At 66.5% G+C, this 18606-nt stretch carries 13 protein-coding genes and 1 pseudogene; 6 read left to right on the top strand and 8 right to left on the bottom strand.

Going from position 1 to position 18606, the window contains the following annotated elements; translation table 11 throughout:
- The 3 genes from rpe to I6U14_RS16185 form a co-directional block, all read right to left on the bottom strand.
- Positions 1-619: ribulose-phosphate 3-epimerase (gene rpe, locus I6U14_RS16195; protein ID WP_296900577.1), on the bottom strand; the 619-nt coding region annotated here is incomplete at its 3' end.
- Positions 620-926: 307 nt separating this feature from the next.
- Complete coding sequence (gene tsaA / locus I6U14_RS16190) at positions 927-1652, bottom strand: tRNA (N6-threonylcarbamoyladenosine(37)-N6)-methyltransferase TrmO (RefSeq protein ID WP_296900576.1); 726 nt, start codon at positions 1650-1652, stop codon at positions 927-929.
- The gene (locus I6U14_RS16185; RefSeq protein WP_296900573.1) at positions 1649-2584 is read right to left on the bottom strand and encodes a methyltransferase domain-containing protein; all 936 of its coding nucleotides are present in this window, start codon (positions 2582-2584) and stop codon (positions 1649-1651) included. The genes tsaA and I6U14_RS16185 overlap by 4 nt, the downstream gene beginning before the upstream one ends.
- Before the next feature lie 295 nt (positions 2585-2879).
- Between I6U14_RS16185 and I6U14_RS16180 the strand changes: the two genes are divergently transcribed.
- Entirely contained in the window at positions 2880-3431 is a 552-nt protein-coding gene (locus tag I6U14_RS16180) for a cytochrome b/b6 domain-containing protein (RefSeq protein ID WP_296900571.1), read from the top strand.
- Entirely contained in the window at positions 3428-4441 is a 1014-nt protein-coding gene (locus tag I6U14_RS16175; RefSeq protein ID WP_296900569.1) for an endonuclease/exonuclease/phosphatase family protein, read from the top strand. The genes I6U14_RS16180 and I6U14_RS16175 overlap by 4 nt, the downstream gene beginning before the upstream one ends.
- Before the next feature lie 161 nt (positions 4442-4602).
- Here I6U14_RS16175 and I6U14_RS16170 read toward each other — a convergent pair whose 3' ends face one another.
- From I6U14_RS16170 to glgX, 5 genes are all read right to left on the bottom strand, one after another.
- Entirely contained in the window at positions 4603-6744 is a 2142-nt protein-coding gene (locus tag I6U14_RS16170) for a SulP family inorganic anion transporter (protein WP_296900567.1), read from the bottom strand.
- Positions 6745-6951: 207 nt separating this feature from the next.
- Positions 6952-7377, bottom strand: a complete 426-nt coding sequence (locus I6U14_RS16165; RefSeq protein ID WP_296900565.1) for a hypothetical protein — start codon at positions 7375-7377, stop codon at positions 6952-6954.
- A gap of 219 nt (positions 7378-7596) precedes the next feature.
- Positions 7597-9144, bottom strand: coding sequence for a glucose-6-phosphate dehydrogenase (gene zwf / locus I6U14_RS16160; protein WP_296900563.1), 1548 nt, complete (start codon positions 9142-9144; stop codon positions 7597-7599).
- A 207-nt stretch (positions 9145-9351) separates the two neighbouring features.
- Positions 9352-10368 carry a phosphogluconate dehydrogenase (NAD(+)-dependent, decarboxylating) gene (gene gnd, locus I6U14_RS16155; protein WP_296900561.1) on the bottom strand — a complete coding sequence of 339 codons (1017 nt, stop codon included), beginning with the start codon at positions 10366-10368 and terminating at the stop codon, positions 9352-9354.
- 87 nt (positions 10369-10455) lie between these two features.
- The gene (glgX, locus tag I6U14_RS16150; protein ID WP_296900559.1) at positions 10456-12528 is read right to left on the bottom strand and encodes a glycogen debranching protein GlgX; all 2073 of its coding nucleotides are present in this window, start codon (positions 12526-12528) and stop codon (positions 10456-10458) included.
- 200 nt (positions 12529-12728) lie between these two features.
- On the opposite strand from glgX, the gene I6U14_RS16145 reads away from it, so the two are divergent.
- The 4 genes and pseudogenes from I6U14_RS16145 to I6U14_RS16130 all read left to right on the top strand — a co-directional run.
- On the top strand, positions 12729-13313 hold the full coding sequence (locus tag I6U14_RS16145; RefSeq protein WP_296900557.1) for an NUDIX hydrolase: 585 nt from the start codon (positions 12729-12731) through the stop codon (positions 13311-13313).
- Positions 13314-13505: 192 nt separating this feature from the next.
- Positions 13506-16331, top strand: coding sequence for a lipopolysaccharide assembly protein LapB (locus I6U14_RS16140; RefSeq protein ID WP_296900555.1), 2826 nt, complete (start codon positions 13506-13508; stop codon positions 16329-16331).
- Complete coding sequence (locus tag I6U14_RS16135) at positions 16276-18219, top strand: CRTAC1 family protein (protein WP_296900553.1); 1944 nt, start codon at positions 16276-16278, stop codon at positions 18217-18219. Before I6U14_RS16140 ends, I6U14_RS16135 begins: the two co-directional genes overlap by 56 nt.
- A pseudogene (locus I6U14_RS16130) lies at positions 18212-18606 on the top strand (hypothetical protein); the annotation flags it as partial. The gene I6U14_RS16135 and the pseudogene I6U14_RS16130, both read left to right, overlap by 8 nt.

Below are 18606 nucleotides of genomic sequence, written 5' to 3'. Positions count from 1 at the left end.
CCTTGCCGAAGATGCCGGAGCCGGAGACGAAGGTGTCGGCGCCGGCGGCCTTGATCTCGGCGATGTTGTCCACCTTGACGCCGCCGTCGATTTCTAGGCGGATGTCGCGGCCGGACGCATCGATCATCTGGCGGACCTGGCGGAGCTTGTCGAGCGCGGACGGGATGAAGCTCTGGCCGCCAAAGCCCGGGTTCACGGACATGAGCAGGACCATGTCCACCTTGTCCATGACGTACTCCAAGTAGGACAGCGGCGTCGCCGGATTGAACACCAGGCCCGCCTTGCAGCCCTCGTTGTGGATCAGTTGGAGGGTACGGTCGATGTGCTCGCTGGCTTCAGGATGGAAGGTGATGTAGCTGGCGCCAGCGGCGGCGAAGTCCGGCACGATGCGGTCTACCGGCTTCACCATCAGGTGCACGTCGATTGGGGCGGTGACGCCGTGCTTGCGCAGAGCCTCGCACACCAGTGGGCCGATGGTGAGGTTCGGCACGTAGTGGTTATCCATGACGTCGAAGTGGACGATGTCGGCGCCGGCGGCTAGCACGTTGTCGACTTCTTCGCCGAGCTTCGCGAAGTCTGCGGACAGGATGGACGGGGCGATGAGGTCTTCTGCGGCCATCGTGGGTCTCCGTTAGGCGTGCCGCGGCGCTGCGGCAGCCGCTCGGCACGGGCATGAATCGAGACCCGGCACTTTACCCGATGCCGGTGGGCATTTCACGAGCGAGGGGCGATGGGCGAGGGCGGAGGGGCGAGGTGCAGCCGGAGAAGTGCGCAGTGCGTGGTGCGCAGTGCGGCCTGCTGGTTGGAAAATGCGGTTTGGATAGCGCGCAGTGCGTGTTGCGGCGCGGCATAGAGATCTCGCCAGGTGCCGGCCACTTGATCCAGAGGAGCCAGCGGTCCCCCGGCCTCGCTTGCGGCCGCGCTCTTCACAGGTCGGTGTCCCCGTCGATGGTGCAGTGCGTCACAAGCGCCATGTCGCCGTTTAACCGCCAGCGGATGTCGCAGTCGTAGAGCCGGAGCCCGAATCGGGTGCGCTCGGGATAACGGTCCATGTAGCCGGGCCGGGGATCCTGGGCGATCACCTGCTCGATGAGCCGGCGCAGCGCGAGCCGGCCGTCGGGGTCGCGGGCGGCGACGGCCGCGGCGGCGGGATCGGGGAAGTCCACGCGGAACGTGCTGGCGGGCTCGGCGTGGGCGAAGCCGCCGGCGGCATTCGGAATGGCGTCGGCGTAAGGGACGTAGGGCTTGATGTCGAGAATCGGCGTGCCGTCCAGCAGATCCACACCAGAGACCTGCAGCGCCAGCCCGTCGGCATCTGTCACCAGGCCATGATGCGCCACCGCGGACAGGCCGATCGGACTCGGCCGGTAGGGTGCCCGGCTTGCAAACACACCTACCGAGCGCCGCCCGCCGAGCCGCGGCGGGCGCACCGTGGGCTTCCAGCCGGCGCTCAGACAGTCTTCGTGGAACACCCAGATCAGCCAGACGTGGCTGAAGCCATCCAGGCCCGCGAAGGCTTCGCGCCGCGCATAGGGCGGGTGCAGCAGAATGCGGCCCGGCGCATCCACCAGCCGCGGCTGGCGCGGGATGCCGAACTTGTCGGTAAAGGGGGTCCGTGCCGTGCCAATGGGCGCGAAGGAGAACGCCGTCATGGCCGGCGATCTGGCCCGAGCCCTGGTCCGATGAGGCGTTTCGGCTTGCGGGCGCTGGCGAGCACATAGTCGAGCCCGCGGTAGACGCTTGTGGCCTCGAAGCGCAGCGCGAGCTTGGCCGGCAGGCGAGCCATGGGGTGCAGGCGCGTGAGTGTCTCTGGATGCTCCGCCAGGAAGCGATGCAGCGGGGCATAGACATGCTCGCGGATCGACTCGACGCTGATCTGCTCGAAGCCGCTCATCGCAAGCTTGGAGTGGTAGGTGGGCCGGGTATAGGCATTCTCCGGGGGGATCGCAAATTTGCCAGCCACCAGCCGCCAGGATAGGCGTTGCTCCAACCGCGCCGGGAAACCGCGCACGCTGGGCGCTGGGATGATGTCCGCCAGCACCAACCGGCCGCCTGGGCGCAGCACCCGCCAGGCCTCGCGCAGGAAGCGCTCCCGGGAGCGAAAGTGGAAGGCGCATTCCACGGCGACCACCTTGTCCACGCTGGCGGACTCGATGGGCATCTCCGTCGCCGAGCCGTGGCGCAGATCGATGCAGTCGTCGAGCCCGAGCTTGCTCACCCGCCGCCGGGCGACCTCCACCTGGGAGGCGGTGATGTTGAGGCCGATGATTCGGCCCGGCTTAAAGGTCTGCGCCCAGAGGATGTCCTGGTCGCCGAAGCCGAAGCCGCAGTCCAAGATGGTGTCCTCAGGCTCAAGCTCCGCCGTCTCGCCCGCCAGCATGGCGAGGGCATCGCTTGCGGCATCGAGGTCGGCGGCGTCACGCCAGTAACCCAGGTTCAGATACAGACCGCGCTCGGTGGGGGAGCTCGTGGCCAGAAGATCGTAGATGCCGGGCGCATCCAGGCCGTGGAAGGGGTTGTAGAGCCAGTTCAGGTAGCCCAGGCTCTCGCGCAGGCGACTTGCGGGCAGCGTGCCGTCGGGCATAGCGAATCTCCGTGTGCGTTCGCCGCTTCGGGAAGCGCCGATTTATTGGCGTTTCCCCCTAGGTAGGGGCGCAGACACCGTGGCGCGAGGTGGCAGCCCGGTCCGCCGGCCGGCGCCTGGAGAGTCCTCGCCGGCCAATAGATGCCGATTGTGGTTGCAGCGCTAGGGGGTTTTGCGGATTAATGCCGTGCCGCAATCTAGCCCATTGCGGGGCCGGCGGGGTGCAGTCCGCGCCGTGCCATCCGCAGATCCTTCAAACACCGTGAAACCGTTTCGTGACTGCTAGGAGGCTTCGATGGCTTCGCCTTACCGCTACACCTTCACACAACGCCTGCTGCACTGGATCATTGCCCTTCTGGTCTTCGGCCTGCTGGCCGTGGGCTTCACCTTCTGGGGCTTAGGTTACCAGGGCGTCGTCGACACCTTCGGCGAGCAGACGACCAACGATTTGTACAAGTATCACAAGACCTTCGGCATCCTGCTGCTGATTCTGATGGTCCTTCGGGTGGGACTGCGGCGGATGTCGCCGCCGCCGGCCTACGAGAAGCCGCTGTCGGGCCCGGTGAAGGTCATCGCCGGTGGTACCCATCTGCTTCTCTACGTGCTGCTGCTCGGTATGCCCATCGGCGGATGGCTCGCCACCGCGGCCGGCGGCTATCCGGTGCAATTCTTCGATTGGAACCTGCCGGGCTTCATCGGCAAAAACGAAGCCCTGAGCGAACAGCTGTTCATGTTCCACGGCTATGCTGGCCTTGCAGTGGCGGCGCTGCTGGTGCTGCACATCGGCGCGGGCATCAGGCATTGGAAGCTCAAGGACGGCATCATGCGCCGCATCAGCCTGCCGTGATCTCCATTCCCGCCTTCGGCGCCCGGCGGGCCATCGGTGCCGCCGCCGTGCTGGCTGCACTGCTCGCGCCGCCCACAGCCGCCGTCGCAGATGGTGTCGAGCTCACCATCGCCACCTGGAACATCGAGCACCTCGCCGCCGCAGACGGTGCCGGCTGTCGGCCGCGTACCGAGGCCGACTACCAGCGCCTGCGCGATGTGGCTGCCCGGCTGGATGCCGACATCGTCGCCGTGCAGGAAGTGCAAAATGCCGACGCACTGGCCCGGGTATTCGACCCGGACATCTACGGTCTGGTCGTGTCTGCGCGACGCGAAGACGGGCGCGATTTCTGCCGCGGCATGGACAGCCAACGCCGGCTCGCCCAGCGCACGGGCTTCGCAATCAACCGCGAGCGGCTCGGCGCCGCCGGGCTTGATTACCGCGTGCTGAAGGGCTTTCGCGAGCTCGGCACAGAGGGGCGGCGCTGGGGAACGCGCGTCCGGATCGAAGGTGACGACGGGCCGGTGGTGGAGCTCATGTCCCTCCACCTCAAGTCCGGCTGTGCCTGGAACAGCCTGGAGGGACGTGTCCGGCGCGACCAATGTGCGGTTCTGCTTCGCCAACGGGGCATCCTGGAGGAGTGGATTGATGCCCGGGCCGAGGCGGATAGGCCTTTCGTGCTGCTCGGCGACTTCAATCGCCAGCTCGACCAGCGGAATGATCATTTCTGGAACGCCATCGACGACGGCGAGGTTTGCGCCTGGCGGCCCGACCGGGACCTCGGTCGCCGCTGTAAAGCCAACACCACCCGACCGGACCCGGATGCCGACTTGGTGCTCGCGGGCGCAGGCCGCCCGTTCCCTTATGCCCACAACCCGAAATACCCCTACGCCATCGACCACGTCGTCCTCGGCGGGCCCGCCGCCGACTGGCTGGTCCGCGGCAGCTGGCGGGTGCTCGACTACGGCGCGGGCCCCAAGCCCTCGGACCACCATCCCATCGCTGTCACCCTCCGCCTCCCTCCCAAATAACGGGGGCGGTATGCCGAGCTAGGTCGCCGGCCCTCTGGGGTCGGCATCGATGCCGCGGGTGCGACGCGGGACCTGGGGCGGTTGGCCAGGCGAAGCACACTCCGCCCGCTACCGGCTGGAAGATCCGTCCTCGCAAGAGGACTTCACCACTGAGGACGTGGTCAGCCCAGCACGGGCGTGCGCGGACCCACCGCAGCGCGTGCGGGCTCCAAGGGCTTACCGCTGTCGAAGGTCTCTTCCATGAACTTGAGCGCCCGGTCCTTGGTGCGGATGAAGTGGGTCTCATCAAGCAGGTGGAACATGCGGCCGCGGCGCAGGGTGTCGTAGACCTGTGCCTTGAGGCTCGAGAAGTAGATCTCGACGCTGTTGTCGCGGAAGGTCTCGATGACGTCGCGCAAACGCTCCTCGCCGGTGACATCTACGTCGTTGATGCTGCTGCCGTCCACTAGTACGGCGCGAGCCTGCGGGTTCTTGGCGCGGGCCTCCAGCAGCACGTCCTCAAACCGTGAGGCGTTGACGAAGTTGAGCGAGCCATCGAAGCGCACGACGATGTAGTTCTTTCCAATGGGCTCGATGTCGTTCCTGCTGACGCCGGCGAGGCGACCGTCGGGGTCCAGGCCCAAAATGTCCGTGCGCGGCTTCATGGTGCGCACCAGGAAGAGCACGATGGCGAGTCCGGCACCCAACAGGATGCCGTTGGCGAGCTGCGGCGCCATGGCCAGGGTCGCGACGAAGGTGAGCACGCCCACCACTGCCTCTTGGCGCTCGATCTGCCAGGCACGCATCAGCGCCCGCACATTGATGAGTCCGAACACGGCCATCATCACGATTACCGCGAGCACCGCCTGGGGCAGATGGTACAGGAGCGGCGTCAGAAAGAGCAGCACCAGCATCACTCCCGCGGCACTGAAGATGGCGAACAGGCCGGTCTTGGCGCCGTTCTTGGCGGCTACCGCCGAGCGCGAGAAGGAGCCGCTTACGGTGTAGCTGCTGAAGAAACTGCCGACGATGTTGGCGAGACCCTGACCGACGAGCTCCTTACTGGTGTCCACCCGCTCTTTGGTTTGTGCTGCGATGGCCTTGGAGATGGATGTGGCCTCCATGAAGCCGATGAGCGCCATTACCAGTGCGGATGGGAGCAGGGTCCAGAAAAAGTCCATCCGCAGCTCCGGCAGCTGGAAGCTCGGCAGGCCAGCCGGAATGGCGCCGACCACGGCACCGCCGCCCATCATCTTGACCTCTTCGCCGGCCACCTGGCTGAGGCGCCAGGTGCGCCCGTCCGCGTCGACATTGGCCGGCACGTCGCCGCGGCGGTAGAAGATGTCCTTTCCGTCGGCGGTGATCGCATGCTCGAATTGCAAATTGTGCAGCGCCACCTGTCGCTCGTTGTTGGCGCGCTTGCGCTGGTCCAGCTCTCGGCTCAGCACTCGCAGGTCCGCTTCCAGCAGCGCGAGCTCGGCGAAGCGCTCGGGGTCACCTTCGGCCTTGAGGGTACGGATTTCCTGATTCAGGCGGGACGTGGTGTTGCCGAGTGAGTCGATGGCGCGGACAGTGGAGGCATAGTCCTGCGCCAGCTCCCGGGCCTCTTGGTCCTGGATGGCGTCCACGGGCACCATGGCGTTGCGCTCGAAGCCGATGGCCCAGCTCACCACTGTTGTCAGCACCACCGCCAGCAGCACGCCCGGCACCTTGGGGATGAAGCGGCGGGCGCCGATGATGATGCCGAAGGTGGCGATGGCAAAGAGCAGCGTGGGAATGTGTGTCTCCGGCAGCTGCGCGATCACGTTCCAGAGGTCCAGCACGAAATTGTCCGTGCGTGGAAAGGGCACGTTCAGCAGCTTGCTGAGCTGCGACAGGCCGATGATGAGCGCCGCGGCGTTGGTGAAGCCGACGATGACGGGGCTGGAGAGGAAGTTCACCAGGATGCCCATGCGCAGCAGGCCAAGCAGCAGCCGCAGTACGCCCACCATCAGCGCCAGCATCACCGACAGCACGATGAAGTCTTCGCTGCCCAGCGCGGCCAGCGGCAGTACCGCCGCCGCCGACATCAGTGACAGCATGGCTACCGGCCCCGTGTGCAGCTGCGGCAGCGAGCCCCACAGCGATGCCACAATCACCGGCATGAAGGACGCATACAGCCCATAGACCACGGGCAGGCCCGCCAGCTGCGCATAGGCCATGCTTTGCGGCACCAGCACCAGCGCCACCGTAATGCCGGCAATCAGATCGCTGCGCAGCGTGTCCCCGGACATCGGGAACCAGCGCAAGAACGGAAACAGGGTCGTCAGCAGATTCGCAGGCATGGCGGCTCTCGCGGCGCGGTCCGTGAACAAAAACCCGAATCTTAGCCGACGAAAATCTGATACTGCATCGATGATCCCGCTTCGATAGATCGATGATCATCTATGAATTGCCTTCCCCACACCCGCTTACGGCTCCGTTGCGGCGGGCGTTGGCTTGTCGGCGCGCGGGGTGCGAACGGGGTGGGATGCCCGACGCCGCTGTCTGGATCAGAATCTCGTCACCACCACGTTCACCCCGTCCTCGGTGCCGAGGTCGAAGGTGTTGCCGGACACCTGGGCAACAGTGCCGATCTGCTCCACGACGAAGGCTGGGTCTGCGGCGGCGTTGATCACCAGCCCGTTCTCGGCGCCGTCGGCAATCACCAGAGTGGCCGCATCGGGACGTGTCACCGAGATGCCCTCCGAGGGTGACAGGATGGTCAGATTCGCGTTCAGGAAGCTCACCTGCAGCGAGGACGGATCCCGGTTGGCCTCGACGAAGGAGGACGCCGCACCTACGGCGCCGGTACGGACTTTTTCTACAAGGTTCGAAGCCGTGGTCTTGGCCTTGTTGGCAATCTCCCGCGCCTGCTCACTGTCCGCCGCGTCCTTAATGGAAGCGATGGCCTTATCCAGTTGCTCTCTCCAGTTCATCGGGACCTCCGGATGGTTTTGTTGAATGCGCGGTCAGCGCACCCTGCGGAGTGTAGTCCCTGCGGCGGCAGGCGGCCCGGAACGGGGGCAGACACTGCGCCCATCTCTCGGGGGCCTTGCGGGGGCTGGGGTAGGCACCCGAGGGGCGGCGCAGGCACGCCGGCTTTCAAGCCCCTGCTCTAACCCCCCCCCCCCTCGGTCCTCGGTCCTCGCCCCTTCCTATCTCCCATGCGCCTTCGGCACCTGAATACGCCGCCACAGGCGCCCGTCGCGCTTGAGTAGATCTCCGGCGGCGGCCGGTCCCCAGGTGCCGGCGGCGTAGTTGGGGAAGTCCCGGGGGGGTAGCGCCGACCAGACGTCCAGCACGGATTGCACGATCTCCCAGCCCTTCTCCACGGTGTCGGCGTGCTTGTAGAGGGTGGCGTCGCCCTTCATGCAGTCGTAGATCAGGGTCTCGTAGCCGGTGGCGGGCTTGTTGCCGAAATAGTCCTCGTAGCAAAAATCCATGTTCACCGCACCGATGCGCATGGTAGGCCCAGGGATCTTGGCGCCGAGGCTCATCTGGATACCCTCGTTGGGCTGGATGCGCAGCACGACCATGTCCGGCTCCAAGTCGTCCACCTCGGTGTCCTGGAACATGATGGTGGGCGCCTTCTTGAACTGTATTGCGATCTCGGTGTATTGCGCTGTAAGGCGCTTGCCGGTGCGCAGGTAAAAGGGCACGCCGGCCCAGCGCCAGTTGTCCATGCCGAGCTTGAGCGCGGCGAAGGTCTCTGTGTGGCTGTTTGGATCGACACCCGGGGAGGCTCGATACGCTGCCACCTGCTCTCCATTGGGCATGGTGCCAGCGCCGTATTGGCCGCGGACGGCGTGGGTCAGCACCTGCTCCGGCGTCAACGGCGTGATGGCATCCAGCACTTTGTTGACTTCGTCGCGGAGCGCCGTGGCCTCGAAGGAGTTGGGCGGCTCCATGGCCAGAAAGCCGAGCAGCACCAGCAGGTGATTCGGGATCATGTCCCGCATGGCGCCCGCTTCTTCGTAGTAGGCGCCGCGGTGCTCGACGCCCACGGACTCGGCGACCGTGATCTGCACGTGGTCGATGTAGTTGCGGTTCCACAGCGGCTCGATAAACCCGTTGGCGAACCGAAACACCATAATGTTCTGGACGGTTTCTTTGCCCAAGTAATGATCGATCCGGTAAATCTGATCCTCGTCCAGGTTCTTGTGCAGATGGTTGTTGAGTGCAATGGCCGAATCGAGATCTTGGCCGAAGGGCTTTTCGATAATGACCCGCCGCCAGTCCTCGTCGGTCTCGTGCAGCAGGCCCGCGTCGCCCAGATGGTCCGCTACTTTGGAAAAGAGGCTCGGCGGGATGGCCATGTAAAAGAGGTAGTTGCCGTCGGTGGCGCGCTCGGCGTCGATGCGGCTCAGACGCTCGCAGAGCAGCTCGTAGTCATGGCCGTTCAGCATGTCGATTTTCATGTACTGCAGCCGCTCGCAGAGTCGGCCCCAGACGCCATCGTCGAAGCGCTCGCCGACGTGGTCCCGGATGTGCTCCGCCATCAGCGCCCGGAAGGCGTCGTCATCCATGTCCAGCCGGTCCAGCCCGAGCATCACAAAACTGTCGGGCAGCAGCTTGGCATTGCACAGGTGGTAGAGCGCCGGCACCAGCTTCCGCTTAGTGAGGTCGCCGCCGGCACCGAAGATGATCATCACGTTCGGCGGCGCCGGCGGGGCCTCGGTGTAGTCGGTTTGCATGAGCGACATGCTTAGTCTCCTGGCTGCGTCCTAGTGCGCAATGGGAAGCGTTCGGTGCTCGTTTGGTAAGGGCAAGAAGCACGGAGTACGCAGTACGGGATGCTCGGAAGGGCATGCAAGCCGCCCTGCGTCCACGGTACACGGCGAGGTTTAAAACAGTGCGCAGCGCAGCAGTGCATGGCCCCCGTACTCCGTACTCTTCGTACTCCGTACTCTCTACGGCTCCGCCTTCTCATGATGCCCGCCGAACTGATAGCGCATGGCTGACAGGATCTTGTTGGCGAAGTCCGCCTCGCCTCGGGAGCTGAAGCGCTCGTACAAAGCGGTGGTGAGGAGCGGTGCAGGGGTGCCGGTCTCGATGGCGGCCTGGCAGGTCCAGCGGCCCTCGCCGGAGTCCGACACGCGTCCACCGAAGCCGCCGAGCTCGTTGTCTTCCTGCAGCGCAATGGCCGTCAGGTCGAGCAGCCAGGAGGCCACCACGCTGCCGCGGCGCCAGACCTCGGCCACATCGGCCAGGTTGAAGTCGTACTGATAGTGCTCGGGGTTGGCGAGCGGCGCCGTTTCGGCATCGATGGCCTGGTCCTCTCGGCCGATGCCGGCGTGCTTGAGAATGTTCAGACCCTCGGCATAGGAGGCCATCAGCGCGTATTCGATACCGTTGTGCACCATCTTGACGAAGTGTCCGGCCCCGCTCGGCCCGCAATGCAGGTAGCCCTGCTCGGCGGGGCTCGGCTCTCCGCCGCGCCCGCGGGTACGCTCGATGTCGCCCATGCCAGGGGCCAGATCCTTGAATATCGGGTCGAGGCGCTGCACGGCGTCCGTGTCGCCGCCGATCATCAGGCAGTAGCCGCGCTCCCGGCCCCAGACGCCGCCGGAGGTGCCGCAGTCCAGGAAGTGGACCCCGAGGTCACGCAGGGATTGCTGGTGGCGGATGTCTTCCTGGTAGTTGGAGTTGCCGCCGTCGATGATGGTGTCGTCCGCTTGCAGGTGGGGGCGCAGGTCGTCGACGACCTTATCCACCACGGCTGCCGGCACCATGATCCACACAGCCCTCGGCGGCTCCAGCTTGGCGCAGAGATCCTGGATGCTGTCCGCACCGGTCGCGCCGTCCTTCGCCAGCGCCTCGACGGCGGCCGGGTCCGTGTCGAAGACAACGCAGTCGTGCCCGGCGGCCATCAGCCGCTGGACCATGTTGGCGCCCATGCGCCCGAGGCCGATCATGCCGAGTTGCATCTGCTTGGCTCCTGAGTTGCGGAAGGAGAATGGAATCAGGCTACGCGTGTGCGCGGACTAAAGACCGTGCTTAGCGGACAGGGTTCTTCAGCGGCCTTCCAACACGACGACACTACGCGGGCCGACGCGGTATTGGCCACCATGCACGGCGGGTTGGTGCTCGGGTGTGTGCACGGCGGGCTTACCTCTCGTATCCACTGCCAGGTACCAGCTGCGGTTGTCTAGGGACGGCAGGGCAAAATCCAGGGTGTCTTCCCACATGTTCAGCATGACGTGCAGGTGCGGCTCGTCCTCGGCGAGACCCGCCAGCGTGAAGGCCAGGGTGCGGGTGTTGCCGTCGTCCCAACGCGGGTCGTCCAGCTTGACGCCGTGCCAGCTGATATCCGGCGGGGCGCCCTCGCGGTCCGGCTTGCCCGTCAGGAAGCGCCGGCGGCGCAGGGTTGGGTGGCGCTTGCGGAACGCGATCATGGCCTGGGTGAAGTCCAGCATGTCCCGGTTCTCCTCCGCCAGGCGCCAGTCGATCCATGACAGCTCGTTATTCTGGCAGTAGGTGTTGTTGTTGCCCTGCTTGGTGCGCAGCAGCTCGTCGCCCGCCAGGATCATGGGCACCCCCTGGCTGAGCAGCAGGATGGCCATGAGATTCTTCGCCTGGCGGTGGCGGAGTGCGTTGATCTCCGCGTTGTTCGTCGGTCCCTCGACGCCGCAGTTCCAGCTGAGGTTGTGATTGTGCCCGTCGCGATTGTGCTCGCCGTTGGCCTTGTTGTGCTTCTTGTTGTAAGCGACCAGGTCATAGAGCGTGAAGCCGTCGTGACAGGTGATGAAATTGATGGAATTGCCCGGCAGCCGCCCGCGGTGCTCATAGAGGTCGCTGGAGCCCGCGATGCGGGTGGCCACGTGCTGCACGAGGCCCTTGTCCCCGCGCACGAAGGCGCGGATCACGTCGCGATAGTGGCCGTTCCACTCCGCCCACCGAAAGCCTGGGAAGTCCCCCACCTGGTACAGGCCCACGGCGTCCCAGGCCTCGGCGATGATGTGCGCGCGGCCGAGCTCCGGTGACAGCTCCACGGACCAGAGCACCGGCGCGTGGTGCTCCGGTGTACCGTCTTCGCCGCGGGCCATGGCGCTGGCGAGGTCGAAGCGGAATCCATCCACGTGCATGTCGTGAGCCCAATAGTGCAGGCTGTCGATGACATAGCGCGTTACCAACGGGTGATTGCAGTTCACCGTGTTGCCGCAGCCGGTGTAGTCCCGATAGCGGCTTTTGTCGCTGAAGTCCAGGTGGTAGAAGATCTCGTTGCCCATCCCCTTGAAAGAGATCGTCGGCCCGTCGGCGCCCCCCTCGGCGGTGTGGTTGTAGACCACGTCCAGGATCACGCCGATGCCGGCTTTATGCAGCGCCTTCACCATGTCGCGGAACTCGTCCCGCGCCGTCTTAGGATCTGTGGCGTAGTGCGGATGCGGCGCGAAGAAGCTGTGGGTGCTGTAGCCCCAGAAGTTTTCGAGCCCCAGCGAGGCGGTCTTGGGTGGCACGTCCTGAAGGTCGAACGCCATCACCGGCAGCAGCTCCACATGGGTGATGCCGAGGTCCTTCAGGTACGGAATCTTCTCGGTGACGGCGCTGAAGGTGCCGGGGTGGGGCGTGTCCGCGGAGGGGTGTCGTGTAAAGCCGCCCACGTGCATCTCGTAGATGACGGCCTCCGTGAGCGGCACGTGCAGGTGGGTGTCGCCCTCCCAGTCGTAGTCATCGCGCACCAGCTGCGAGCGCATGGCCGTGGCCAGGTTATCGCCGGGCTGGCTCGCGGCATCGCGGTCCCAGAGGCGGTCGTCGACGGCGACGCACCATGGGTCCAGCAGCAGCTTGTCGCGGTCGAAGCGACAGCCGCTCGCCGCGGTGTCCGTAGGGCCGTCCATGCGCCAGCCGTAACAGGTGCCGTTGGGCAGGCCTTCCACGAGCACGTGCCAGAAGAAGAAGGTCTTGTGCACCCGCGGGTCCAGGGGGATCACTTGGAACGGCTTCGGGCTCGCCGGGCCCTCGAACAGCAGCAGCTCGACCGCGGTCGCGTGCTGCGAGAAACAGCAGAAGTTGACGCCGCCGTCGACGAAATTGGCGCCGGTCAAGTCCCAGGTGCCGGGTTGAGTGCTGTAGGTGCGCGCGGGCATAGGGCTCACCGGTGCGAGGTTGGGTGGATGTGCGGGTCGTTTGGCCGCCGCACGCGCGTCGCCGCCGGTAGGGCCGGAGTACTGGCGCCGGCGGCAGCCGACCCCATGTTAAGACGGCTCAGGACGGTCTGCATGTCCATTCGATGAATCGCTCCGCGGCCCGATGTCGGTCGCGGCCGGCTGCTGGAGGCGACAGGACCATGAACTATTGCAGCCACTGCGGCGAGGCGGTGACGTTGCGCGTGCCGGACGGCGACAACCTGCCGCGGCATATCTGCGATGCCTGCGGCACGGTCCATTACCAAAACCCAAAGATCGTCGTCGGCTGTATCCCGGGGTGGGGCGACCACGTTCTGCTCTGCAAGCGCGCCATCGAGCCTCGCTACGGCCTGTGGACCTTGCCCGCCGGGTTCATGGAGAACGGCGAGACCGTTCAACAGGGCGCTGCCCGGGAGACGCTGGAAGAGGCTCGCGCCCAGGTCACCGTCGGCGACCTCTATGCGCTGTTCAACCTGCCGCACATCAACCAGGTCTACATGCTCTTCCGCGCACGCCTTGAGAGCCTGGACTTCGGACCCGGCGCCGAGAGCTTGGAGGTCGAGCTGATGCGTGAGCACCAGATCCCCTGGGACGACATCGCTTTTCCGGTCATCGGTGAATCGCTCAGGCTCTACTACCGCGACCGCGGTACCGGCCGGTTTCCGCTGCGCACCGGCGCCATCGAGCGCCTGCCTGGGCCTGAGCGACGCTACCGCACGCTCGTCGATAACGACCGGGCGATCTGATTCCAAAGACGGGGACAGTGTACCTCCAAAGACGGGACAGTATACCGATCTCCACACCGAACTGGGCCTGTTCGGAACACGTCCGCCGCCGCTCATGTGCGGGCCGCCGTGAGACGTCAGAACGCGCTATATTTCCCTGGTTGAGTAAGTGTTGTCCACGGATGGTATTGCCCGTGCTTCTGCCCGCTCGCCATGGTCGACATCCGTTCGTCGAGTTCCAACATCGTCGTGCTGAGCCCAGCGCTGCGCCGCCTGCTCGCGGTGGTGCTGATCGGCGGCGGACTGATGGCCGTCAACTCCCTGTATCTGTTGACCGTTACCGTTGCGGAGCGGCTTTCCGAGGCGGTGCTGCAGGATCAGGCTTATCTGGTCATGTTTCTCGGCCACCTGTGCCTGGGCCTGGCTCTGATGGTACCGGTGCTGCTGTTTGGGGCGTTGCACTTCCGGCGGGCGCGGCGGCGGCCGAACCGATACGCGATCCGGGCCGGGCTGGCGCTTTATGTCACCCTCATTGCGCTGTTCTTGTCCGGAATCCTGCTGACGCGGTTCGGGGTCTTCGAAGTCAACGATCCCGGGGTGCGCGGGCTCGCCTACTGGGTGCATGTGCTGACGCCGTTACTGGCGGCCTGGCTCTTCGTGCTGCACCGGCTGGCGGGGCCGCCGCTGCGCTGGCGGGCGGGTATGGCCTGGGCTGGCGCCGCGGTGGGCTTTGCTGCACTGGCGCTTGGGGTGCACGGGCTCAAGCTGCTGCACGAGCCTGACCTGGTGCGGGCGTTTGAGCCGGCGCTGGCCATGGTGCCTGCCGGCGATCCCATCCCGCCCGAGCGGCTGATGCGGGATGAGACCTGCGCCGAGTGTCACGCGGACCTCGCCGCACAGCACGCGGGCTCCATGCACCGGCTCAGTTCCTTCAACAACCCCGCTTATCGCGCCGCGGTGGACGAGACGCGTGCGGTGCTCCTGGCACGGGACGGGGACGTGAGGGCAGCCCGGCTCTGCGCCGTTTGCCATGACCAGGTGCCGCTCTTCGCGGGCCGCTTCGACGACCCAGACTACGATCCGGATGCGGACCCGGGCGCCAGCGCCGGTATCGGCTGCCTCGGCTGCCATGCCATCACCGCGGTCAACAGCCCGGTCGGCAACGGCGACTACAGCTTCGCGCCGCCGCCGCGTTATCCCTTTGCGCAGAGCGACTCCGCCGTCGGCCGCTTCCTGCACCGCCAGCTGATCCGCGCCAAGCCCGCCTTTCACAAGCGCACACTGCTGCGCCCGGTGCACGCGACCCCGGAATTCTGCGCCGTCTGCCATAAGGTGCATCTGCCGCCGGCGCTGAACCACTACCGCTGGCTGCGCGGGCAGAACCACTACGACAGCTTTCTGATGAGCGGCGTCTCCGGCCACCGGGTGGACAGTTTCTACTATCCGGAGCAAGCGGAGCCCGGCTGCAACGGCTGTCACATGCCCGCAGTGGCCGCGGATGACCCGGCGGCCCGGCGGCTGGATGACGACAGATCGGCGGGGCAGGGCGTGCAGCGGCTCGCCGTGCACGACCACCTGTTCCCCGCTGCCAACACCGCAGTGCCCGTAATGCTGGGCCGCCCGGCTCGGGAGAACGCGGCCCGTGTCGAGGCCATGCAACAGGCGGTGCGGGTGGATATCTTCGGCCTCAAGCAGGGGGGCCATATCGAGGGCGAGCTGACGGCGCCCCTTCGGCCCGAGCTGGCGGTGCTCGAGCCGGGCAAGCGCTACCTGCTGGAGGTGGTGGTGCGCACCACCGGCATCGGCCATGCGCTCACGCAGGGCACGGCGGATTCCAACGAGGTCTGGCTGGACGTGGCCGTCAGCGCAGGCGACGAGGTCATCGCCCGCTCCGGTGCGCTCAACGCCGACGGTGCCGTCGACGATTGGGCCTGGTTCGGCAATGCCTATCTGCTGGACCGCGACGGCAACCGCATCACTCGCCGCAATGCCCAAGACATCTTCGTCGCCCTGTACGACCATCAGATCCCACCCGGCGCCGCCGTCGTGGTGCACTACGCCTTCGACGTGCCGAAAGACGCGACCGGCCCCCTCACCCTCGAGGCCAGGCTCAACTACCGCAAGTTCGACACCCGCTTCGTCCGCTTCATGCAGGGCGAAGACTTTGCAGGCAACGATCTGCCCATGACCACCCTCGCCGAGGACCGGGTACAGCTGCCCGTTGCGGGGGTTGTGGAGCTAGGGCCGGATGCGGCAACCGCCCCGGATATCCCCGCCTGGCAGCGCTGGAACGATTACGGCATTGGCCTCTTCCGCGAGGGGCCACGGGGGGAGTCGCGCCAGGCGGAGGCCGCCTTCCGTACGGTGGAGCGATTACAGGTCGCGCAGGGGCAGGGGGGCGACGGCGCCCTGAATCTGGCCCGGGTGCGGTATCGGGAGGGCAGACTGGACGCCGCGGCCCAGGCCCTCGCCCGGGCCGCGGAACAGGGTGCGCCGCCCTGGACTGTGGCCTGGTATACGGGGCTCATCGCCCGCGACCAGGGCGACCTAGACCGCGCCATCGAGGCGCTGGAAGCCCTTGCCGACACGCGCTTCAACGCCGCCCGCGCACGCGGCTTCGACTTCGGTCGAGACTATCGGATGCTGACGGAGCTCGGCCGCACCCTGTACGAGCGCGCCCGACGCGAGCGCGGCGATGCCCGCCGTGCGAGCCGCGAGGCGCTGCTGACCCGGGCACGCCAACGCCTGCAACAGGCGCTCGCCGTGGACCCCGAGAATGCCGCCGCCCATCACAACCTGAGCTTGGTGCTCGCGGAGCTGGGCGACATCGACGCCGCCGCCCACCACCGCGCGCGCCACGCGTACTATCGCACCGACGACAACGCCATCGAACAAGCCGTCAGCATCCACCGGCGCCGCAACCCGGCCGCGGACCATGCGGCGGAGCCGGTGGCCATCTATGCGCTGCGGCCGGACAAGCAGTATGAGCACCGAGCAGAAACCACCCTCCAGGTCCAGGCCCGTTCCGCCTCGCGGTGAGGCCCGCATCCGCCGCGCCTTTCTGATCTCGCTGGCGGTGCTGGCTGCGGCGTTGCTCATCGCCACCGCGGCCTACCTGCTGCTCCAGCCACGGGCGCCGGCGCCCGTGGAGGAGGCCGAGATCGCCCTGCCGCAGGTTTCACGCGAGCCCGACCAAGCCACGGCAGCCGCAGGGGGCACACAAGCCGGCGCCGCAGCCACCCCGTCCCAGGTTCGATTCACCGACGTTACCGCGCAGGCCGGCATCGACTTCATGCACGTCAACGGCGCCTACGGCGAGCGGCTGATGCCCGAAACAATCGGCAGCGGCGCCGCCTTCTTCGACTGCGATCGCGACGGCGATCAGGACCTGTTTCTGGTCAACTCCCGTGAATGGGCCGGCCACGAGACCCTGCCCGAGCCGCCCACGCAGAAGCTCTACCGGAATGACGGCAGCGGGCGCTTCGAGGACGTTACTACCGGCAGCGGCCTGGACGTGACCAGCTACGGCATGGGCGTCGCCGTGGGCGACGTGGACGGCGACGGCTGGCAGGATCTCTACCTCACCACGCTGAACGCCAACCGGCTGTTCCGCAACGTACCGGCCCATGCCGCATCCGACGGCGCGCGCCGCTTCGAGGAAATCACGGACGCGGCCGGGGCCGGCGGCGACGATGATGCCTGGTCCAGCAGCGCGGCCTTTTTTGATTACGACAAAGACGGCGATCTGGACCTCTTCGTCGTCAACTACGTGAAATGGTCGCGGCAGATCGACTTGGAGATCGACTTTCGCCTGACAGGGCTTGGCCGCGCTTACGGTGCACCGGTGAACTTCGTCGGCACCGACAACGTGCTGTACCGCAACGACGGCGTTGGCGAAGACGGCAAAATCCGCTTCACCGATGTCTCCGCCGCGGCCGGCATCCATGTGCCGGACCCCATCACCGGCAACCCCGTGGGCAAGGGCCTTGGCGTCGTCCCTTTCGACTACGACGGCGACGGCTGGCAGGACCTCGTCGTCGTCAACGACACGGTGCGGAACTTTCTGTTTCGCAACCTGGGCGACGGCCGCTTCGAGGAGACCGCGATCTTCGAGGGCGTTGCCTACGATCGCAACGGTAAGGGCACCTCGGCCATGGGCGTGGACGTCGCGAATTTTCGCGACGATGCCGATCTGGGCATTGCCGTCGGCAACTTCGCCAACGAGATGGCCTCGCTCTTCGTGACGACCAACGGCCGCCCGCCCTTTGTGGACGAGGCGGTGCTGGAGGGCCTGGGGCCGGCGTCCCGCATCCCGCTCACCTTCGGGCTGATGTTCTTCGACTACGACCTGGACGGCCGCGAAGACCTGCTGCTCGCCAACGGCCACCTGGAGCACGAGATCCACAAGGTCCAGCAGAGCCAGCACTATGCCCAGCCGGCATCGCTGTTCTGGAACTGCGGTGAGGCATGCGGGGCGCGCTTCGTGCACCTGCCGCCGGAGTCCGCCATCGTCGGCGACTTGGCGCAGGACCTCGTCGGCCGCGGCATCGCCTATGCCGACATCGATGCCGACGGTGACCTGGACGTGCTCATCACCCAGAACGGCCGCCGGCCCGCCCTGCTTCGGAACGACCAGGACTTGGGCCACCATTGGCTGCGCGTGGAGCTGATTGGCCGCCCACCTAACACCGGCGCCATCGGCGCGCGACTGGAGCTCACGGCGGATGGCATCACGCGCTACCGAGATGTCCGGCCCGCCCGAGGTTATCTCTCCCAGGTGGAGCGCCCCGTCACCTTTGGTCTCGGCGAGCTGGATGACCCGGCGGCCGTGACACTGCGGGTCGTCTGGCCAGACGGCAGCGAGCAGACCGTGACGCCTCAGGCGCTGGACACAACCCTCACTATCGAGCAGCACAGCGATGTTTGAGCCACCCTCTGTGCCTGAGCTATGCACCGAGCCGCTGCGCAGGGTGCTGCTCGTCCTGGCGCTCGTGCTGCTGATGGTGCCGGGGGGCCGGGCTGTCGGGGCCGACCTCGTCGCCGAGCCGCCGACGCACTTCGGCATCGCTTTAGCCGCCGTCCCCGACGCCGACACCAGCGGAGCTGAGCCGCTGATGCAGCAAGCGCTGGCGACTGCCCGCAGCGAGCTGAACGACCTGCTCGCAGCGCCCAAGCCCGAGCGCGCCGACCTCGCCGACGCCTACGGTCGCCTCGGGGCGCTCTTGATCTTGGTGGAAGTGGAGAGCCGGGCCGATGCCGCGCTCCGCAACGCCATAGCGCTGCAACCGGATGCCTTCCGTTGGCCCTACTACGC

It is taken from the genome of Thiohalocapsa sp. (genome assembly GCF_019695415.1).
Lineage (GTDB): Bacteria > Pseudomonadota > Gammaproteobacteria > Chromatiales > Chromatiaceae > Thiohalocapsa.
This window is presented reverse-complemented; position numbering and strand designations above follow the sequence as displayed.